The organism is Syntrophomonas sp. UBA1041, assembly GCF_002316705.1.
Taxonomy (GTDB): Bacteria; Bacillota; Syntrophomonadia; order Syntrophomonadales; family Syntrophomonadaceae; genus DTU019.
In genome coordinates, this window is sequence record NZ_DCEA01000001.1 from 19,408 (window position 1) to 36,770 (window position 17,363).

Consider the following 17,363-nt stretch of genomic DNA (forward strand, 5'->3'; position numbering starts at 1 on the left):
TAGATGACCTCCTACAATATAAATCTGCTCAAATCCTCATCCTGCACTATTTTTTCCAGGCGCTGATTAACAAAGGCCTGATCTACAGCGATTGCCTGACCCTGCATATAGGGTGAGTGGAACAATAAATCCTCCAGGACCTTTTCCATGATGGTGTGCAAGCGGCGGGCGCCGATGTTCTCGGTGCGGTCATTCACTTCGGTGGCTACGGCGGCGATGTAATCAATGGCCTCCGGGCTGAAATCGATCTTCACCTCTTCAGTGGCCAGAAGCACCGTGTACTGCTTCAGCAAAGAATTATGGGGTTCGGTCAGGATGCGCTTCAAGTCCTCTTTATTGAGGGTCTGCAGTTCCACCCGGATGGGGAAGCGCCCCTGCAGCTCGGGGATCAGGTCCGAAGGTTTGCTGACATGAAAGGCCCCGGCGGCGATAAACAGCATGTGATCGGTCTTAACCGCGCCGTATTTGGTCATGATAGTGGAGCCTTCCACCACCGGCAGAATATCTCTCTGCACGCCGCCCCGGGACACATCGGGTCCGTAACCGCCTTCCCGGCCCGCTATCTTGTCGATTTCATCGAGAAAGATGATGCCATCCTGCTCAGCCCGGTTTATAGCGATGCGATATACTTCATCCATGTCGATCAAGCGCCCGGCTTCCTCATAGATCAATATCTTGCGGGCTTCCGCAACCGTCATTTTCCGCTTTTTGCGCTTGGCGGGCATGAGGTTGCCGAACATATCCTGGAGGTTGACCCCCATGTCCCCCATCCCGGATCCAGAAAAAACCTCGAGAAAAGAGGGGCTTTTTTCTTCAACTTCAATTTCAACTATCGTTTCTTCCATTTCCAGGCGGGAAATCTTTTGCCGCAGAATCTGGCGCTGTTCTTCCATCGATTTGGGCTCCTGCTCCTCATCCTGGGCCTGCTGCTGCTGGGCTGCGCCGCCCAAAAACAACTCCAGGGGGTTTATGGCAGCCAGGCTCTTTTTCCTGCGCGGCAAGAGGCATTCCGCCAAGCGCTCCTCGGCCAGCATACGGGCGCGGTCCTCTACCTCTTCCATTTTCTCGGCTTTCACCATGCGAATGGCGGTTTCCACCAGATCCCTTACCATTGAGTCAACATCCCGGCCTACATAACCCACTTCAGTGAATTTGGTTGCTTCAACTTTGACAAAAGGGGCTTTTACCATTTTGGCCAGGCGGCGGGCGATTTCAGTCTTGCCCACACCGGTAGGACCTATCATAATGATATTTTTGGGATATATTTCTTCCTGCCATTCGGCCTTAAGCAGTTTGCGGCGATAGCGGTTGCGCAGAGCTATGGCCACCGCCTTTTTGGCCTCTTTCTGGCCCACGATGTATTTATCCAATTCGGCAACGATCTCTTTAGGGGTAAGGTTGTGCACGGTTTCCTCCTAACTGACCAGTCTATGCGATGGTCTCCACGGTAATGTGGTGGTTGGTGTATATACAGATATCAGCCGCGATAGAAAGAGCCTGGCGCGCGATTTCTTCGGCCTCCATATCGGTGTGCCTCACCAAAGCCCGGGCTGCCGCCAGGGCATACGCCCCCCCGGAACCTATGGCGGTCACCCCGTCATCCGGTTCGATCAATTCGCCATTTCCCGAAATCAAAAGCATCTTTTCCCGATCGGCGACAATCAGCAAAGCCTCCAGTTTTCTCAACACCTTGTCACTGCGCCAGTCCCGGGCCAGTTCAACCCCGGCCTTGGTAAGGTTGCCGCCGCTTTGCTTCAGTTTCTCTTCGAAGCGGGTGAAAAGGGTGAAAGCGTCGGCGACTGAACCGGCAAAGCCGGATATGATGCGCCCCTCGTAGAGACGGCGAATCTTATTGGCGGTCTGCTTCATAACCGTATTCTGGCCGAAGGTAACCTGACCGTCGCCGGCAATAGCGGTTTTACCGCCTTTTCTTACTGCTACGATAGTTGTGCCTTGAAACATGTTTACCTCCTAGGCAGGGTTCGGTCATGAACCCGTTTAATGTCTTCCTTGGTCAAATGGGTATATATCTGCGTAGTGGACAATTTTACGTGCCCCAGCAGTTCCTGCACCGAGCGCAAATCGGCCCCCCGGTTGAGCAGGTGGGTGGCAAAAGTATGCCTCAGGGTGTGCGGGCTGACTTTGATGTTGATGGCCAGGGCATCCACGTATTTATTAATGATATTCCTTACCCCCCGAACCGATAACTGCCGGCCAAACCTGTTTAAAAATAAGGCGCTGCTGGCGCTCTTTTTTTGGTGCAAAAGGCTTTCCCGCACCTTCAGGTAGCGGCTTAGAAATTCGGCCGACTGTTTGCCCAGGGGAACGATGCGCTCCTTGCCCCCTTTGCCGGCGACCTTGATAACGCCCTGCTGCCGGTTGAGATCGGCAGCATTCAGGCCGACCAGCTCAGACACCCGGATGCCGGTGGCATATAAGAGTTCCAGCAAGGCGCGGTCTCGCATTCCCAATGGTTTGGAGATATCAGGGGCTTCGATCAACTGGGCGACTTCGATGGGATAGAGGAAGTTGGGCAGGCGCTGGTCCTGTTTGGGCGTGGCCACCGCGGCGATGGGATTGCTGGGCAAAACGTTCTCCCGGCACAGGTAGCGCACGAAGGATCGCAAAGCTGCCAGTTTTCTGGCCATAGTTGAGCGCTGCATCCCTTGCTGCTGCAGGACGGACAGATATTCGCGCACCGACTTGTGGTCAATCTTATTCAGATCGAGGTCCTCAACATCGGCGCCATGCCGTCGGGCCAAAAATTGAAAATATTGTTCCAAATCGGTGCGGTAACTGACCAGGGTCAGTTTGGAGGCGTTTTTTACCACCCGCAAATAGTTTAAAAATTCTTCAATATAACGCAAAATCATATGGTTTCACCTGAATTGCTTATCTAAGCACAAATGTTAGCACAATTAGGTGACTTTTACAATGTGTTTTGCAACAATTCAGAAAACTCATGCAAATCTTGCAAGGATCTAGTCATATAGGCCAAATTTCTTTGTTTTTTATCTTTAATTACCTCGGGCAGTCCGGGCAAGATGCCGAAATTAGCGTTCATGGGCTGGAACTTCCCGGGGTTGTCAGTGGTGATATGGTGAATCAAAGCTCCCAGCATGGTGGTTTGCGGCAGCGTCAGGGCTGCTTTCCCCTGAAGACGGCGGCCCAGGCTTAAGCCTGCCCAGATACCGCTGGCGGCAGATTCCATATACCCTTCCACGCCGGTAAGCTGTCCGGCTAAAAACAAGCCGGGGCGGGATTTAAACTGCAGGCCGGCACTCAAGCAGCGGGGGCTGTTGACATAGGTGTTGCGATGCATCACCCCGTAGCGAACAAATTCAGCCCTTTTAAGACCGGGAATTAGACGCAAGACCCGCTCCTGCTCGCCCCAGCGCAGCCGGGTTTGAAAGCCCACCAAGCCCCATAAATTTCCCTCTTCATCCTCCTGGCGCAACTGAACCACCGCATAAGGGCGCGGGCCGCCCGCAGGGGAATTGAGTCCCACCGGGCGCATGGGGCCAAAGCGCAGGGTATCCACCCCGCGGTGGGCTATGAACTCAATGGGCATACAGCCTTCGAACACCATTCCCCGGTCGGCGGCGTGCGGCTCCAGGGCATCGGCCGCCACCAGTTCGCGGTAAAATGTCAGGTATTCTTCCTTATTCATAGGACAGTTGTAATAATCCGCGCTGCCCTTGCCATATCGGGAGGCTTTGAATACTATGCTTTCGTCCAGGCTGGCTCTGGTAACGGTTGGAGCCACCGCATCATAAAAATAGAGGTTTTCCTCGCCGCTGATCTTCTGCAGCGCGTCCGCCATGGCCTCTGAGGTCAGGGGCCCGGTAGCGATAATACAGGGACGCTCCGGTATGGAGCGCATCTCCTGCCGCTCAACCGTTATCAGGGGATGGGCCGCTATCTTTTCGCTTACCAGACGGCTGAATTTGGCCCGGTCAACGGCCAGGGCCGAACCGGCCGGAACCCGGGCCGCCTCTGCGCAGGGCAGCAACAGAGAACCCAGGATTCTCATCTCTTTTTTGAGCAAACCCTGGGCGGTATCCGGCTGTTCTGATTTTAAGGAATTGCTGCATACCAATTCGGCCAGATCCCCGCTCTGATGAACCGGGGTTTTAAGGCCGGGCCTCATTTCCCAAATAACGACAGGGATGCCCTGCCGGGCCAAGGCATAGGCTGCCTCGCATCCGGCCAGGCCTCCGCCAATGACGTCAATCCGCACCGTCCGGCCTCATTTCTTGATGTATTTGCACTCCGGGTTCTGGCATACCGCCTGTTTGGATTTGTCGGCTCCGACCTTTTCCACCATAACCTGCCCGCACTGGGGGCATAATTCTCCGGTAGGCTGCTGCCAGGAGACCAACTTGCATTCAGGGTAATTGCTGCAGCCGTAAAAGCGGCGGCCTTTTTTGCTCTTCAAGCCTACGATTTTCCCGCCGCACAAAGGACACAGCACTCCGATTTCCTCATTAATGGATTCGGTGTGGCGGCAGTCGGGGAAACCGGAACAGGCCAGGAATTTCCCGAAGCGCCCGTGTTTGATGAAAAGGGGGCGTTCGCATTTCGGGCAGGCTTTGCCGGCTTCTTCATCCTTGATCTCCACTTTGCCGATCAGTTCTTTAGCCTTTTCCAAATCCTCCGCAAACGGTTCATAGAAATCCGCCACCACCCGGCGCCACTCCAACTTGCCCTCTTCAATCTGATCCAGTTCTTCCTCCATGTGGGCGGTAAAATCGACATCCATGATCTTGGGGAAATTGGCCTTCAACAGGTCAACTACGATGACTCCCAGTTCTGTAGGGGCAAATTGCCGGTTCTGCCTCTCCACATAATTTCTCTTTAAAATGGTATCGATGATGGGGGCATAAGTGCTGGGGCGGCCAATGTTATTGTCTTCCAGGAACTTCACCAGGCTGGCCTCGGTAAAACGCGCCGGGGGCTGAGTGAAATGCTGTTCCGGGTTAAGGCCTTTAAGGGTTAAAGCCTGATTCTCGTTTAAATCCGGCAATGGCTTCCCCATATCCTCTTCGTCATGGTCATTATAGACCTTTTTATAGCCCGGGAATTTGAGTTGTGATGAGGTGGCCCTAAGCCCGTAGTCCCCACCTTTAATGTCGATGGTGACACTGTCATACACCGCCGGGGTCATCTGGCTGGCCACAAAGCGCTCCCAGATCAATTTATAGAGCCGGTACTGGTCGCGGGTGAGGCTGTTTTTAACGCTTTCCGGGGTGCGCGCCACCATGGTGGGGCGGATCGCCTCATGGGCATCCTGGGAGCCTTTTTTGCTTTTGTATTCATTGGGCTTTACAGGGGCATATGCGGAACCGTATTGTGCGGCGATGAACTGCAGGGCTTCCTCCTGAGCTACGCCGGCAATGCGGGTGGAGTCAGTTCTAAGATAGGTGATCAGGCCCACCGTGCCCTCTTTTCCTATCTCCAGGCCTTCGTACAGCTCCTGGGCCACCTTCATGGTGCGCTTGGAATAGAAGTTCAGCTGCTTGCTGGCTTCCTGCTGCATGGTGCTGGTGGTGAAAGGCGGGCTGGGTTTTTTGCGTTTTTCCTTTTTCTCTATTTTGGCCACTGAAAAGGAGGCCTGTTCCAGGTCGCCGACGATCCGGTCCTTCTGCTCGGCATTGCCGATTTCGATTTTATTGTCCTGGTATGAATTCAGTTTAGCGATGATGGTGTGCTTTTTATTGTCGGTCAGCTCAGCATTGATGGTCCAATATTCTTCACTCACAAATTGCTGGATTTCTTCTTCCCGTTCACAGATAAGCCTGACTACCACCGATTGCACCCGGCCCGCACTCAGGCCCTTGCGTACCTTGCTCCACAGCAAGGGGCTGAGATTGTATCCCACCAGGCGATCCAAGACCCGCCGGGCCTGCTGGGCATTAACCCGGTCCAGATCTACCGGGCGTGATTTTTTAATGGCCTGCATTACGGCATCCTTGGTTATTTCATGAAACTCGATGCGGCATTTGCTGCCGGCGGGTATTTTCATGGCATTCTGCAGGTGCCAGGCGATGGCTTCTCCTTCCCGGTCGGGGTCGGTCGCCAGCAAAACCCGGCCGGCTTTGGCGGACTCATCTTTTATATCTTTCAAAATATCGCCTTTACCCCGAATGGTAATGTACTGGGGTTCAAACGATTTTTCAATATCAATTCCCAATTTACTTTTGGGCAAATCTTTGATATGACCTACCGAAGCCTTTATTTTATAGGTCTTCCCCAAGAATTTGCCCAATGTTTTGGCCTTGGCGGCCGATTCCACAATAACCAGGGTGCTACCCGCCAATCATATCACCTCTCCTGTGTTTGTTAAACTAGCCAATCTTTACATAGTAATTGCCCGGCAATGATTGTACTATACCTTCTAGCTCCAGCTTTAGCAAGATCAAGCTTAAATCGCCGGGCTGCAAACCGGTCAAACGCAAGAGTTCATCGCGATGGCATTTCTCGAACCCCATATGCATTAACACCAGGTTTTCCGTGTCCTCATAAATGGGCAGAGCGGGTTGCACCAGGCCTGCAGCCGGTTCTGCCGGGGCCCAACCGGGAAACTCCTCCAAAACATCGTCAACACAGGTCACCAGTTTAGCCCCCTGTTTTATCAAAGAATTGGTTCCAGCGCTATGCAGGCTGCTGATAGGGCCGGGAACAGCGAATACCTCGCGGCCTTGTTCCAGGGCAAAATCCGCGGTGATCAAAGCCCCGCTCTGCTTTCGCGCTTCCACTACCAGAACCCCCAGAGAAAGCCCGGAAATAATGCGGTTTCTCATTGGGAAATGATTGGGTAATGGCGGAGTGCTCCAGGGAAACTCACTGATTACCAATCCTTCACTGCAGATTTGCTGGTATAAGGCCTGGTTTTCCCGCGGGTACACGATATTGATACCGCTTCCCAGCACGCTGACGGTTGCTCCTCCGGCTTCGAGGGCGCCCAGATGAGCCTGACTGTCGATGCCCCGGGCCAGCCCGCTGACAATGGTCAATCCCCTCCCGGCCAGCTTTAGAGCCAACTCCCGGGCCACTTTGCGGCCGTACTGCGTAGCCTTCCTCGAGCCTACTACCGCTAAACACTGTCCCTGAATCAATTCCACCCGGCCGCGGCAATAGAGCAGCTGCGGCGGGTTGGGTATCTGCCTGAGGCTAAAAGGATAACGTTTCTCGCCCGGCCAAATTATGTCCACCCCCTGGCTATCCAGCATGCTGCCTATCGTCAGCGGATCCAGGCGGCGGCGCCTTTCTATAAAAGCATCGGCTACAGCGGGCGGCAAAAAATTCTGTAAAGCAGACCTGGGAGCCCGGTAAAAAGGCTCACAGGTAGTATATTCTGCCATGATGCGTCTCAGGGTTTTATTGCCTAATCCCGGGGTGCCGTGCAGGATACTCAGCCTGCCTTTTTCGGCTCTTTCCATAATCAAAGCCTCGTTTTCGGTTCTTGCCCGGCATGATGAACAGGTACGATTTTCCAGTCTAATGCCATTGATAACATAAAAATTTTTTTACTGCAAGCATTTAATCCCCAAGCATCCAAAACGGTCAGAATTTGCCTAACGATTTAAATCGCCGGCGGGGAAAAATAATGGCGTAAGATTTATACAGCTTCAAAAGAAAGGAGTGATTCAATTTGCTGTCCGATTTAATGGATCGCCGTAATTCTGCGATAAGAAAAATGATGGGCAATGATAAAGCCGACCCCGGCACCTATAGTTTTCTGCAACCTGGATGGTGGGCCTTGCATGCCGCTGCCATAACCGGACTTTACATTATGGCTAAACGCGCCGGCAAGAATGACTGCTACTAGGCTTTCAAAAACAGCTCCCCCGCCGTACGAATCCCTTATCGCTCAGCGAAGGGTTCAGGCATTTTCAAGAGGCGGTCTGACGATCGCCTCTTGAATTAAAACCTTTCCAAAATCATAAAAAAACTTTCATTTCTCCTTTTATAATTCAAACTCTGTGGTTTTTTGTCAAACTTTACGATAATTTTATATATAATATATATCTGCCTTTTATAATTTCAAGGAGTTCTTTTGATGCTGATAATTTTGCTCAATTATACGGCTCTCTTGGTATACCTATTCATGGGGTTTCATGCCTATAACACCAACCCCCGGGAAAATTTAAACCGCCTCTTTTTGGCGGTGTGCCTGTTATTTGCCCATAATATCTTTTTCGAGCTGATGGTATTCAGCTCTATAGATCCGGCCAACGCCTATTTGTTCGGTCAGATTGCCGAATTAGGATGGTTGAATTACCCTGGGTTGATGTTAATTATGGCGCTGATTATCAGCCGCCAAGAGAAATATGTGGATAAACCCGTCAAACAGATGGCGGTGTTTCTGCCCGGGATACTATTAAGCTTTTATGAGCTATTGATTAACAATTACTCGCTCCGGGACAACCCCACAGTTTTGCTGCTCGAACAAGTCGAATATGCCTACGCCTATCTTTACCTGTTCATATGCTTGCTTTTGGTTGTGCACTGGAAGCGCTCCGCCTCTTCGGAAAGAGAAAAGAAACAGTCGGCAATCATTCTCAGCTTTGCGGCCGCCGCTTTTGTGATCGGAGCGGTCAATGACCTGATATTGACCAGGCTCATACCGGATTATCCCTGCGTCGATCAATTTATATTTCTGATTTTGGTATTCGCCATCTGGTACGTCAAAGCGAAGTACCGCTTTATGAGCGTATCTTCGTTGATAAGCGCTGAAGACATCGTCAGTAAAATCGATGAAATCGTCCTGGTTTTAACCTCACAGGGCGAGATCTCAGATATGAATCAGGCTGGTGAAAGGGCCCTGGGTACTGACAAAAGGGAAATAACCGGAAAACCTGTCAACAGTATTATCAATTTAGATTTTGCGGATATTTTAAGGGAGATCAAAGGCCGGCCCAGTTATATATGGGGAGAAGAACTGTTCCTCAAGACCCGGCAAAACACAGGTTTGCCCGTCAAGGTGAGCATTTCATCCATAAAAGATCAGGGCGGCAACCTGATAGGGATATTACTCATTTGCCAGGACAAAACCATGGTTAAAGAACTGCAGGCCGAAATAAGCCAGCGTAAAACCAAAGAACAGCAGCTCAAGTATTTAAGCCTTCACGATCCATTGACCGGGCTGTACAATCGCACCTATTTCGAGCAGCAAATGCGGCAGAGAAAAGGCAGCAGCAGTATTATCGTATGCGATGTCGATGGACTGAAACTGATCAACGACACTTTTGGCCATGAGGCCGGGGACCGGTTATTGATCAAATCGGCCTCCATCATACAGTCGGCTTTAGACAATTCCCTCAAGCTGGCCCGAATCGGGGGAGATGAATTTGCGGTTTTGATACCTCATAACAACAGAGACCAGATCCATGAAATCTGTGCCGCCATAAACCGGGCGGTAAAACAATGCAACAGCAATAACCCCCAGATAATGATCAGTATTTCTATCGGCTTTGCCATTTCCAGCTCTGATTTTCACGATATCAATGAACTGTATAAAGAAGCGGACGATAACATGTACCGTGAAAAACTGAATCATATCCAGAGTTTCAGGAGCAGCATGGTGCAGGGCATGATGAAGACCCTGGAGGCCCGTGATTTCCTCACTGAAGGCCATGCCGAACGGATGCGGGAGTTGATCTGGAATCTGGGCACTTATGTCGGTCTAAGGTCCAACATGCTCACCAATCTGCAGCTTCTGGCCCAGTTCCATGATATCGGCAAGGTTGGTATTTCTGATAAAATACTGTTCAAACCGGGAACACTCACTGAAATCGAAAGGCTGGAAATGCAGCGCCACAGTGAGATCGGCTACCGCATCGCTCAATCCATTCCGGACTTGAGCAGCATCTCGGACTTGATCCTCAAACATCATGAGCGCTGGGACGGCAGGGGATATCCGCTGGGTGTCAAAGGCGAAGATATTCCCCTGGAATGCCGCGTTTTAGCGATAGTCGACGCTTACGACGCCATGACTAATGATCGCCCTTACCGGAAAGCCATGTCAGAGGAAGAAGCCCTGGCAGAAATTGAAAACAACGCGGGGACACAATTCGATCCGGCGCTGGTGGCCAAATTCCTGCATATGCTCAGAAAGAGTGACCGGGACTCGACCGCCCCCGATTCAGAACTTTCCATAAAGGATGCGGCATTATGACTTTTATCTGATATTCCTCACCCCACCATTCGGGCAAGTTTTTTCCTATACACATAAACCGCTGCTACCATGGTCAAAATCATATAGCCTGCCATAATCAGCCAGCCTTCGGCAAAGCCTTGGATCAGTTACGCGGTAGAAATCCAGTATCCCTTCGGTCAGATACAGCCGCAAGTTTTTGGCCATATCGGTATTGTAATTGTTAAAGTGATATTCGATACTTGTGTTTTTCCCATTTTGTAGGTCGGCGCTAAATCTTTCACCGACAACGACCACGCCATTTACTTTTCCTTGGGCATATAGGTCAAACGCCGTATCATAGTCTGCTTCCACTGCTTCAAAATATGGATTCTGCCCCAAGGGGGAAATCTGGGTGAAGATGGATGTTTCAAGCATCGTTCCGTAAGTCCCGCTATCCTCATTGACAAAAGCCAGTTTCAGTGCTGTAAAATTGCCGAAGGTAAGGGCAAAGACAAGGAGAATGATGGTAGGGGCGATGATTCCCGCCACAATGGACTTCGGGTCGGCTTTGAACAGTAAAAATAGTTTTTTTAATTCCGCTGTAAATACTCTCATCATCTGACCTCCTCACTGCGTACCCATCTTGTATATATAAAAATAATCAAGGAAAACGCTGCAATAAATGCAAGGCTCAAAAAGGTAAAACCGGCAGCGAGATTAACATTGCCATTGAAATAGCACCATCGAACAACTTCTATGGCGTAAGTCGCAGGGTTTATGCTTCCCAAAGCATTGGCAATATCTCCGAAATAGGAAAGCGGACCGAAACCGCCGCCGCCAACCCAAAGGGCCAATGCGGTCGCAATGGATATCAAAAAGGCTGTCAGTGTCGATTTGATATAAATACCAATGCACATGCCGACACAGACAAATATGCCGTAAACCAGTAATAAAGAAAGTGAAAATGGCAGGGTGTGAACAGGTAAAGCTTTGGAAATCAGGAAAAAGATGATGAGAAATACAAGGCCCGAAACAAAGCATTTGATAATATTGGCAATTATTTTACCTGTTGCCGTAATTCCCGCAGGATAGGGTGAAAGTTTCAGTAATTTCGTTGTTTTATTTTCCCATTCGCTTGTCATGGATAACATACCGAATAGAAGCCCTGAGAGCACTAATCCAAACACGAAAACACTTACCCCGAATCCCGTATCCCAGGGGATATCCTGTTCATACACCGTTGTTTCGGCAATGATAATATTTCCGCCGTTTCGCAACTAATCGATATAGCTGACCAATGCACCGTCAAGGCGGTTTCTGAAATTTTTGGTCATATTTTCATTGACGTCGTTGAGATAGTGAACAATCCTCCCTGTAATCCTTTAGATTGCGGATGTACTCCCATATTGTATGGGTGCTTTGAACATCCACGCCTAGCGTTGGTTCATCCAGAAGCAAAATTTTGGGGTCATTGAGCAAAGCCCTGCCAATTCCAAGCCGTCTGCTCATTCCGCCTGAAAAATTTTTTACCGGCTCATTGGCGCGCTCTGTTAAATCCACAAGTGATAAAATCTCGTCAATCCTCTTGTTGATATCCGTCAGATCGGAAAGATATAAAGAGGCGTGAAATGAGAGATTGTCCCTTGCGGAAAGCTCAGGATAAAGAGCCGTGTCCTGTGGGAGCAAGCCGATACGCTTTCTTACTTCATCAAGCCTATTGCATAAAAGCAGGAAAAACATATCCTACAATAGCTTATAAAAAGAAATCCGTACATTACGCAGAAGGGACAAGCGTAACAACAAGATCCGTTATAAAGCAGTTTTGTAAATGTTCCGCTAAACGCAAGCACCGGCCATCTAATCTCCGGATTAATCACCCGATTTGTGTTAACATAAAGGTGCCGTCAGGCTTCTGCGCAAAAGTCAGAGAAGGACCGTCATAGGGCCGTAAGCCGAATTCAGGGGAGAAGGAGCCTTTAGCCGATGATTATTGGTATTGATATAGACAACACGATCACACATACCACCGAAATGATTATGCACTATGCCAGAATATTCGGTGAGCCGCGGGGGCTCAACACTATACCCGACCCGCGCTATTATTATCTGGAAGATGCCCTGGGCTGGGATCAAGCCGTGGCTGATGAATTTCTTTCCAATTACCTGGGTCACATCTATCGTGAAATGCGGCCCAAAGACCAGGCCATCGAAGTCATCCGCCAGTTAAAGCAGCAGCATGAGATCATACTCATAACATCCCGCAACCGGCAGTTCCCACAGGTGGAAGAGGTTACTACCTGCTGGCTGGCTCAAAACGGCGTCGAATACGATCGTCTTATCCTCAATGCCACCGACAATATGCATTATTTCAGTAAACTGGCGGCATGTCAGGAAAACCGGGTCGAGCTTATGATTGAAGACCATCACGACCTGGTCAGAGAAATAAGTTCTTGTATACCGGTAATCATGTTCGACTACCCTTACAACCGCCATCTAAACTCCAAGAATATCGTTCGTGTGGAGCATTGGAACCATGTACATAAGTGGGTGCAGTCACGCAAATAGCCAGGTCCGGCCCCGGCATGGCATACTGCACCTGGTACGCTGTCAAAACCGGAACGGGGAGGATTGGCATGGCTATAAAAACCGGCCGCGCCGATACGGCGGCCACAGTCAGGATTGACTATGACAGCTGCATTCATTGCGGTCTGTGTGCGGAGGTGTGCAAAGGCCAGCCTCTGATTATGGCGGAGGGCAGACTCAAGATCGATAATGAGCGTTTTTTTGGCTGCATCGGCTGCGGACACTGCATGTGCGTTTGTCCACAGGATTGCATACAAATCAGCGGACGCGACATGAGCCCTGAAGATGTCCTTCCCCTGCCGGATAAAGCAAGCCTGCCCGGCTATGAACAGTTTTACGGCCTGTTGCTGTCCCGGCGCGCAGCATCCGCAATTTTCAGGATAGAGTGGTTGAGCCCGAAAAGATTGCCCGGATCGTAGATGCAGTCTGCACCGCTCCCATGGGTTTGCCGCCCAGCGATGTGGAGATTTTGATCCTGGACGGCTTTGCCCGGGTGCAGCAGTTCGCCGATGATATCATGGCCGTTATCAAGAAATCGCGCTGGTTCTTTTCTCCCCTGATGACCGGATTGCTGAAGCCTTTCTTCGGCAGAGAGTATGCAGAATCTGTGAACTCCTTCATCCGCCCCGCCGTACTTCATCAAGTACAGTAAGGAATTCAAGCAAAAATACCAGCTCCCGTCCAATAACCGGCCCGGAATCGTAGTGATTTTCGGATATCCCCGGATTAAATTCAGGAAAACCCTGCAGCGCCAGTTGAGCAAAGTCACCTACTGGTAGCGGGGGAAACCAAACCGGGCAATATGCGCTTATGAAACGGCCTCAAAAATATTGGCGTTCAAAAGGCAGGGCAAGAACCGCCGCCATTCTGCTTCTCCTTGTTAAATATTGGCTGTAATTCTATAATAAAGATATGTTATATGTTGTTATTATATTGAAGGAGGTAGGATTTTTGAAAAAGATCACAGCCGGAATTCTGATCCTGATGCTAATGCTGCTATCCATGCCGGGAATGGCGGTCGCCGGGGAATCCCCCAAACAGGCCTTTATCAACTATTATACAAACTACTTCGCACAATCCATGCAGTTGCAGCAGCAGGTTCTTAACGCCCTGACCACAGATACTGTACAGCTGCGAGCCAATGCCGATCTCAAAGATTTCAATATGGTTCTGGATGATGGCACCGCGGTTAGCAACGTCTCGGGGAATGCTTCATTGCTACTCGATTTCAGCCTCGCCCAAGGCAAGGGCAGCTGCAGTTTCCAGAGCAAAATGCTTGAGTACGACATTCAGGGACAGGTCTATATAAGGGGAGATGAGATCATCGTTACCCGCGAAACCATACAGTCCCTGAGCAATGCCGGCGCCGACTTCTCCGAGCTGGGCAATCCGGGGCAATTGCCCCCATATATCGTCTTCCCTCTGGGATTAAATGAACCGGAGCAGGCCGGTTTCAATATGGCCTTAAAACAGAGCATTACCTACCAGGAAGAACAAATGCAAGGCATACAGGACCTCCTGGTGGAAATCCTGGAAATTATACCTGACAGTTGTTATTCTTATGACCAAAACTATGCGGTCCTGGATCTTACACGGATTGCTAAAGATCCCCAGCAGCTGCTTAACAACCTCAAAAGCCACAGCGAGAGTTTAAGCGATAAAGTTTTCGGCACATTTATGAGCTACCCCAGCTTACAGAGCGATCCCCAATTCGAAACCCAGATGATGCAGGCCAGAAACGAGATGGTGGCAGCCATCAATAACCTGACCATCGCGGACCTGAACGAATTCCAGAAAAGTATTCCGTTTACCCTGAAAAAGGGCAAACTGTATGCTTCGGCGGATCGTCACAAAGCCTCTGTGGAGATAACCGGAGAAGTGGAAAATAATGATATAGGTTTCGCCTTAAATAGCGAAGTGAGGTTAAGCGGCGATGCAATGGCTTCAATCGAAAAGTATGACCTGTCTATACATACTTCAGATTTCAAACTGGTTTTGAACCTGTCAGCGGACAGCAGCATAAATCCAAATCAGGCTGCCTGTAAAATGACCTTATCCGGGCAATGGCAAGAGGGCAAGGATATTGACGACATAAACAGCGTTAGCGGTAAAGTGAATTTAGACATGGACTTGGATTGGTCGGGGAACGGCAACATAGTCATACCGCCGATAAATGCGCAGAACAGCAAACGGGTGGAGCCTGATAACAATAACCAGTCTATTCAGGTTTACCTTGATGGGGAAAAAATATCCTTATACGGAGCGGAACCGATAGTATCCAATGGAAGGACCTTGATTCCCGTAGCGGTATTGACAGCAGCTCTGGGCGGCAGCACCGAATGGCAGCCACCCGACACCATTGTCCTCTCCAATGGCAGTGAAAATCAACTGGTCATGCGGCTTAATTCCACCAGCTATAAAATAGGCGCTCAGGAATATACCATGGACGCCCCGCCGGTGGTCCAGGACGGCCGCACCTACGTGCCCGTAAGGGTGATTGCTGAATACTTCGGCCTGTCGGTCTACTGGGATGCCGACAACCGCATAGTATATCTTAACCGGCAGTAACCGCTGTAGAATGAAAATATGGGGTCGTGTCGTCTGTCCTTTCCCTAACAAGATAGACGACACGACCCCATTCTTGTGCCAGGACGGAGATTTGCATATAAGCTTTAACAGACTTTTATCCGGGGGGTGTGAAACCAAATTTCGCGCACCCTACCGTTTTTTTGGCCATTATCAGTGTAGATTATATACAGTTTCTGTTGCGGGAGGGCTTAGGATTCAGATTATAATTAAGCTGCTTGAGCTGCCATGGCATCAGCTGCAAATCCGTAGATCTCACCGGCGAACTTGGCCAGGCGGAGCATGCGCATTCCAACTTTGACACCATGCCGCCTGGCCAGATTACTTACCATAGAATAGACAGTGCCCGGATCGAAGGAAGCATCTTGCCGGTTGCCCACTAATAAGAAAGGCCCTCGCAGAATCGGCCTCAGAATCATGTAATGCTGCCAGGCCAGCCTGGCCTCGGCATGCAGTGATACCTGGCGCTTACCCACCTTAATCGTTTGGGGACAAACATCGCTGTGGTCCCAGAGCAGACTGCATAACTCTTTGACCGTCAATCCCGTATAAAGCAGTTCTATGATGGCCCTATCGCGGACATTCATAACATCCTGATGCAGTTTAGCCCGAAGAAGCTGGATATCCTGCCAGGCCGCCCTCCTTTCTATCGAACTCATTGAGCACTTGCCGGCTCTGGCCACCAAATCCAGGGGGTTATAGGACAACATTCCCCGTTCCATGAGAAAACGGGCAAATGCAGACAAGCCGCAAAGATTCCGGTTAACTGTGGATGAAGCGTAGGATTTTTCAACTATCAGATAATCACGGTATTTTTCCAACAACAGCGGATTCATCAGAGCAGGTATATTGCCGCGCTTTCGATGCTGCGCACAGTAATGAAGATACATCTGCAGTGACCCGGTATAGAATTTTACCGTAACCGGTTTTCTGCCCTGACGCCGCAGATATGCGGCAAAGCAAACCCGATAATTCATCATGACCAACCCCTATCGCTAACTACTATATGTCAGCAGGAAGAGATTGGTAACATTCGGTTACTCAAGCTTATCATGCCGGCAGCCGGTTTGCGGCCCCGGCGCCATTAACAGGCTAGACTTCGGCAAAAACATCCCCCAGAGAAATCTTAAGTTCTGCAAAAGCGGTCGATTCTATGGTCTCTCCCTCAGCACAGGTTTTTAAGTTTTCCAGTTCTCTTGCCGGGGAGAAGGAATACTGTAAAATAGTGCGGTTTTCCAGATTTACCACCCAGTATTCCGAAACCCCGCTTTTCATGTAGAGATTCAATTTCGTGACCATATCCTTGCCTTTAGTCGACGGAGACAATACTTCAACCACCAGGGCGGGTACGCCTTCATATTTATCAGATTCATTCACCTTGTCCAGATCGCATATAACCACCACATCAGGCTGGACGACATTGGGATCTTCTTCAAACTTGGTCGCAAAGCCGAAAAGCCTTACATCAAATGGTGATGTTAATGACCGGCAGGGCTTTCCTTTAAAATAGTTGTAAAAATGCCAGGATATTTCGTTGACTACAATTTGATGTTTAAAGCTCGGCGAAGCCAGGAGGTAAATCTCGCCGTCGATGAGTTCATACCTCTGGTCGGAGGAATCGACCAGGGTCATATATTCCTCGTAGCTGACTTTTCTGGTGGTCCTGCAGCCTTTGGCTTCTTCGTGAACCAAAAAATAATCAGGTTCATGGTAGCGGCTCAGTTTGGCCACGCTTTTTCCGTTTTTGGTAACTATAATATCTTCCTTCTCCACCAGAGCCAGATATTTCCCAAAAGCATTCTGCAAGTCGGTAGTGTTTACACGCATAGCAGCACCCCCAATCTTATATTAGCTAAAATTATAAGGTATATTATCTATATTATCAATAAATAATTAGCTATAAAGACAAGGGGGACGGCAGGCTGTGTGAAAAGTCCCGAAATTGGCGATGGAAACGCTATCTTGAACAAACCCCGTCGCTATATGGTCCCCCGGCATAGCCGGGGTTTTCTCCCATAAAAAATAATCGGGGGCAACCCCCGATTATATAAGA

17 protein-coding genes are annotated in these 17,363 nt (G+C 49.9%); 6 read left to right on the forward strand and 11 right to left on the reverse strand.

The annotated features are described in order from the left end of the window. Positions 1-11 precede the first annotated feature (11 nt). From hslU to dprA, 6 genes are read right to left on the reverse strand one after another with little or no spacing between them, the layout of a single operon-like run. Complete coding sequence (gene hslU / locus B2633_RS00135; RefSeq protein WP_483168504.1) at positions 12-1,406, reverse strand: ATP-dependent protease ATPase subunit HslU; 1,395 nt, start codon at positions 1,404-1,406, stop codon at positions 12-14. Between the two features lie 22 nt (positions 1,407-1,428). Next, complete coding sequence (gene hslV, locus B2633_RS00140; RefSeq protein WP_483168506.1) at positions 1,429-1,962, reverse strand: ATP-dependent protease subunit HslV; 534 nt, start codon at positions 1,960-1,962, stop codon at positions 1,429-1,431. 2 nt (positions 1,963-1,964) lie between these two features. Next, positions 1,965-2,873 carry a tyrosine recombinase XerC gene (gene xerC, locus B2633_RS00145; RefSeq protein WP_483168507.1) on the reverse strand — a complete coding sequence of 303 codons (909 nt, stop codon included), beginning with the start codon at positions 2,871-2,873 and terminating at the stop codon, positions 1,965-1,967. Between the two features lie 56 nt (positions 2,874-2,929). Continuing rightward, a complete protein-coding gene (gene trmFO / locus B2633_RS00150; RefSeq protein ID WP_483168508.1) occupies positions 2,930-4,240 on the reverse strand; it encodes a methylenetetrahydrofolate--tRNA-(uracil(54)-C(5))-methyltransferase (FADH(2)-oxidizing) TrmFO in 1,311 nt (436 codons plus the stop codon). 9 nt (positions 4,241-4,249) lie between these two features. Then, on the reverse strand, positions 4,250-6,319 hold the full coding sequence (topA, locus tag B2633_RS00155) for a type I DNA topoisomerase (RefSeq protein WP_483168509.1): 2,070 nt from the start codon (positions 6,317-6,319) through the stop codon (positions 4,250-4,252). Between the two features lie 28 nt (positions 6,320-6,347). Beyond that, on the reverse strand, positions 6,348-7,442 hold the full coding sequence (dprA, locus tag B2633_RS00160) for a DNA-processing protein DprA (protein ID WP_483168510.1): 1,095 nt from the start codon (positions 7,440-7,442) through the stop codon (positions 6,348-6,350). A gap of 212 nt (positions 7,443-7,654) precedes the next feature. On the opposite strand from dprA, the gene B2633_RS00165 reads away from it, so the two are divergent. Both B2633_RS00165 and B2633_RS00170 read left to right on the forward strand, forming a co-directional pair. Next, the gene (locus tag B2633_RS00165; RefSeq protein WP_481040128.1) at positions 7,655-7,831 is read left to right on the forward strand and encodes a hypothetical protein; all 177 of its coding nucleotides are present in this window, start codon (positions 7,655-7,657) and stop codon (positions 7,829-7,831) included. Between the two features lie 231 nt (positions 7,832-8,062). Further along, positions 8,063-10,180 carry a diguanylate cyclase domain-containing protein gene (locus B2633_RS00170; RefSeq protein ID WP_483168511.1) on the forward strand — a complete coding sequence of 706 codons (2,118 nt, stop codon included), beginning with the start codon at positions 8,063-8,065 and terminating at the stop codon, positions 10,178-10,180. A gap of 45 nt (positions 10,181-10,225) precedes the next feature. Here the strand turns inward: B2633_RS00170 and B2633_RS00175 are convergent, their stop codons facing one another. The 3 genes from B2633_RS00175 to B2633_RS00185 form a co-directional block, all read right to left on the reverse strand. Then, positions 10,226-10,756 (reverse strand): ABC transporter permease, encoded by a 531-nt coding sequence (locus B2633_RS00175; RefSeq protein ID WP_483168512.1) that lies wholly within the window; start codon positions 10,754-10,756, stop codon positions 10,226-10,228. Continuing rightward, complete coding sequence (locus B2633_RS00180; RefSeq protein WP_483168513.1) at positions 10,756-11,418, reverse strand: ABC transporter permease; 663 nt, start codon at positions 11,416-11,418, stop codon at positions 10,756-10,758. The genes B2633_RS00175 and B2633_RS00180 overlap by 1 nt, the downstream gene beginning before the upstream one ends. 61 nt (positions 11,419-11,479) lie before the next feature. Beyond that, entirely contained in the window at positions 11,480-11,881 is a 402-nt protein-coding gene (locus B2633_RS00185; protein WP_483168514.1) for an ATP-binding cassette domain-containing protein, read from the reverse strand. Between the two features lie 243 nt (positions 11,882-12,124). Here B2633_RS00185 and B2633_RS00190 point away from each other — a divergent pair, with 243 nt between their 5' ends. From B2633_RS00190 to B2633_RS00205, 4 genes are all read left to right on the forward strand, one after another. Continuing rightward, on the forward strand, positions 12,125-12,706 hold the full coding sequence (locus B2633_RS00190; RefSeq protein ID WP_483168515.1) for a 5' nucleotidase, NT5C type: 582 nt from the start codon (positions 12,125-12,127) through the stop codon (positions 12,704-12,706). Positions 12,707-12,774: 68 nt separating this feature from the next. Further along, positions 12,775-13,143, forward strand: a complete 369-nt coding sequence (locus tag B2633_RS00195) for a 4Fe-4S binding protein (protein ID WP_483168516.1) — start codon at positions 12,775-12,777, stop codon at positions 13,141-13,143. Beyond that, positions 13,110-13,376 (forward strand): hypothetical protein, encoded by a 267-nt coding sequence (locus tag B2633_RS00200; RefSeq protein ID WP_483168517.1) that lies wholly within the window; start codon positions 13,110-13,112, stop codon positions 13,374-13,376. Before B2633_RS00195 ends, B2633_RS00200 begins: the two co-directional genes overlap by 34 nt. 299 nt (positions 13,377-13,675) lie before the next feature. Further along, entirely contained in the window at positions 13,676-15,292 is a 1,617-nt protein-coding gene (locus B2633_RS00205) for a stalk domain-containing protein (protein ID WP_483168519.1), read from the forward strand. 227 nt (positions 15,293-15,519) lie between these two features. On the opposite strand, the gene B2633_RS00210 is transcribed toward B2633_RS00205, so the two are convergent. Together B2633_RS00210 and B2633_RS00215 are read right to left on the reverse strand one after the other, a co-directional pair. Further along, positions 15,520-16,287: a tyrosine-type recombinase/integrase gene (locus B2633_RS00210; protein WP_483168520.1), complete on the reverse strand. Its 768-nt coding sequence runs from the start codon at positions 16,285-16,287 to the stop codon at positions 15,520-15,522. Positions 16,288-16,402: 115 nt separating this feature from the next. Next, a complete protein-coding gene (locus B2633_RS00215; RefSeq protein WP_483168521.1) occupies positions 16,403-17,137 on the reverse strand; it encodes a type II toxin-antitoxin system prevent-host-death family antitoxin in 735 nt (244 codons plus the stop codon). Between the last annotated feature and the right edge of the window lie 226 nt (positions 17,138-17,363).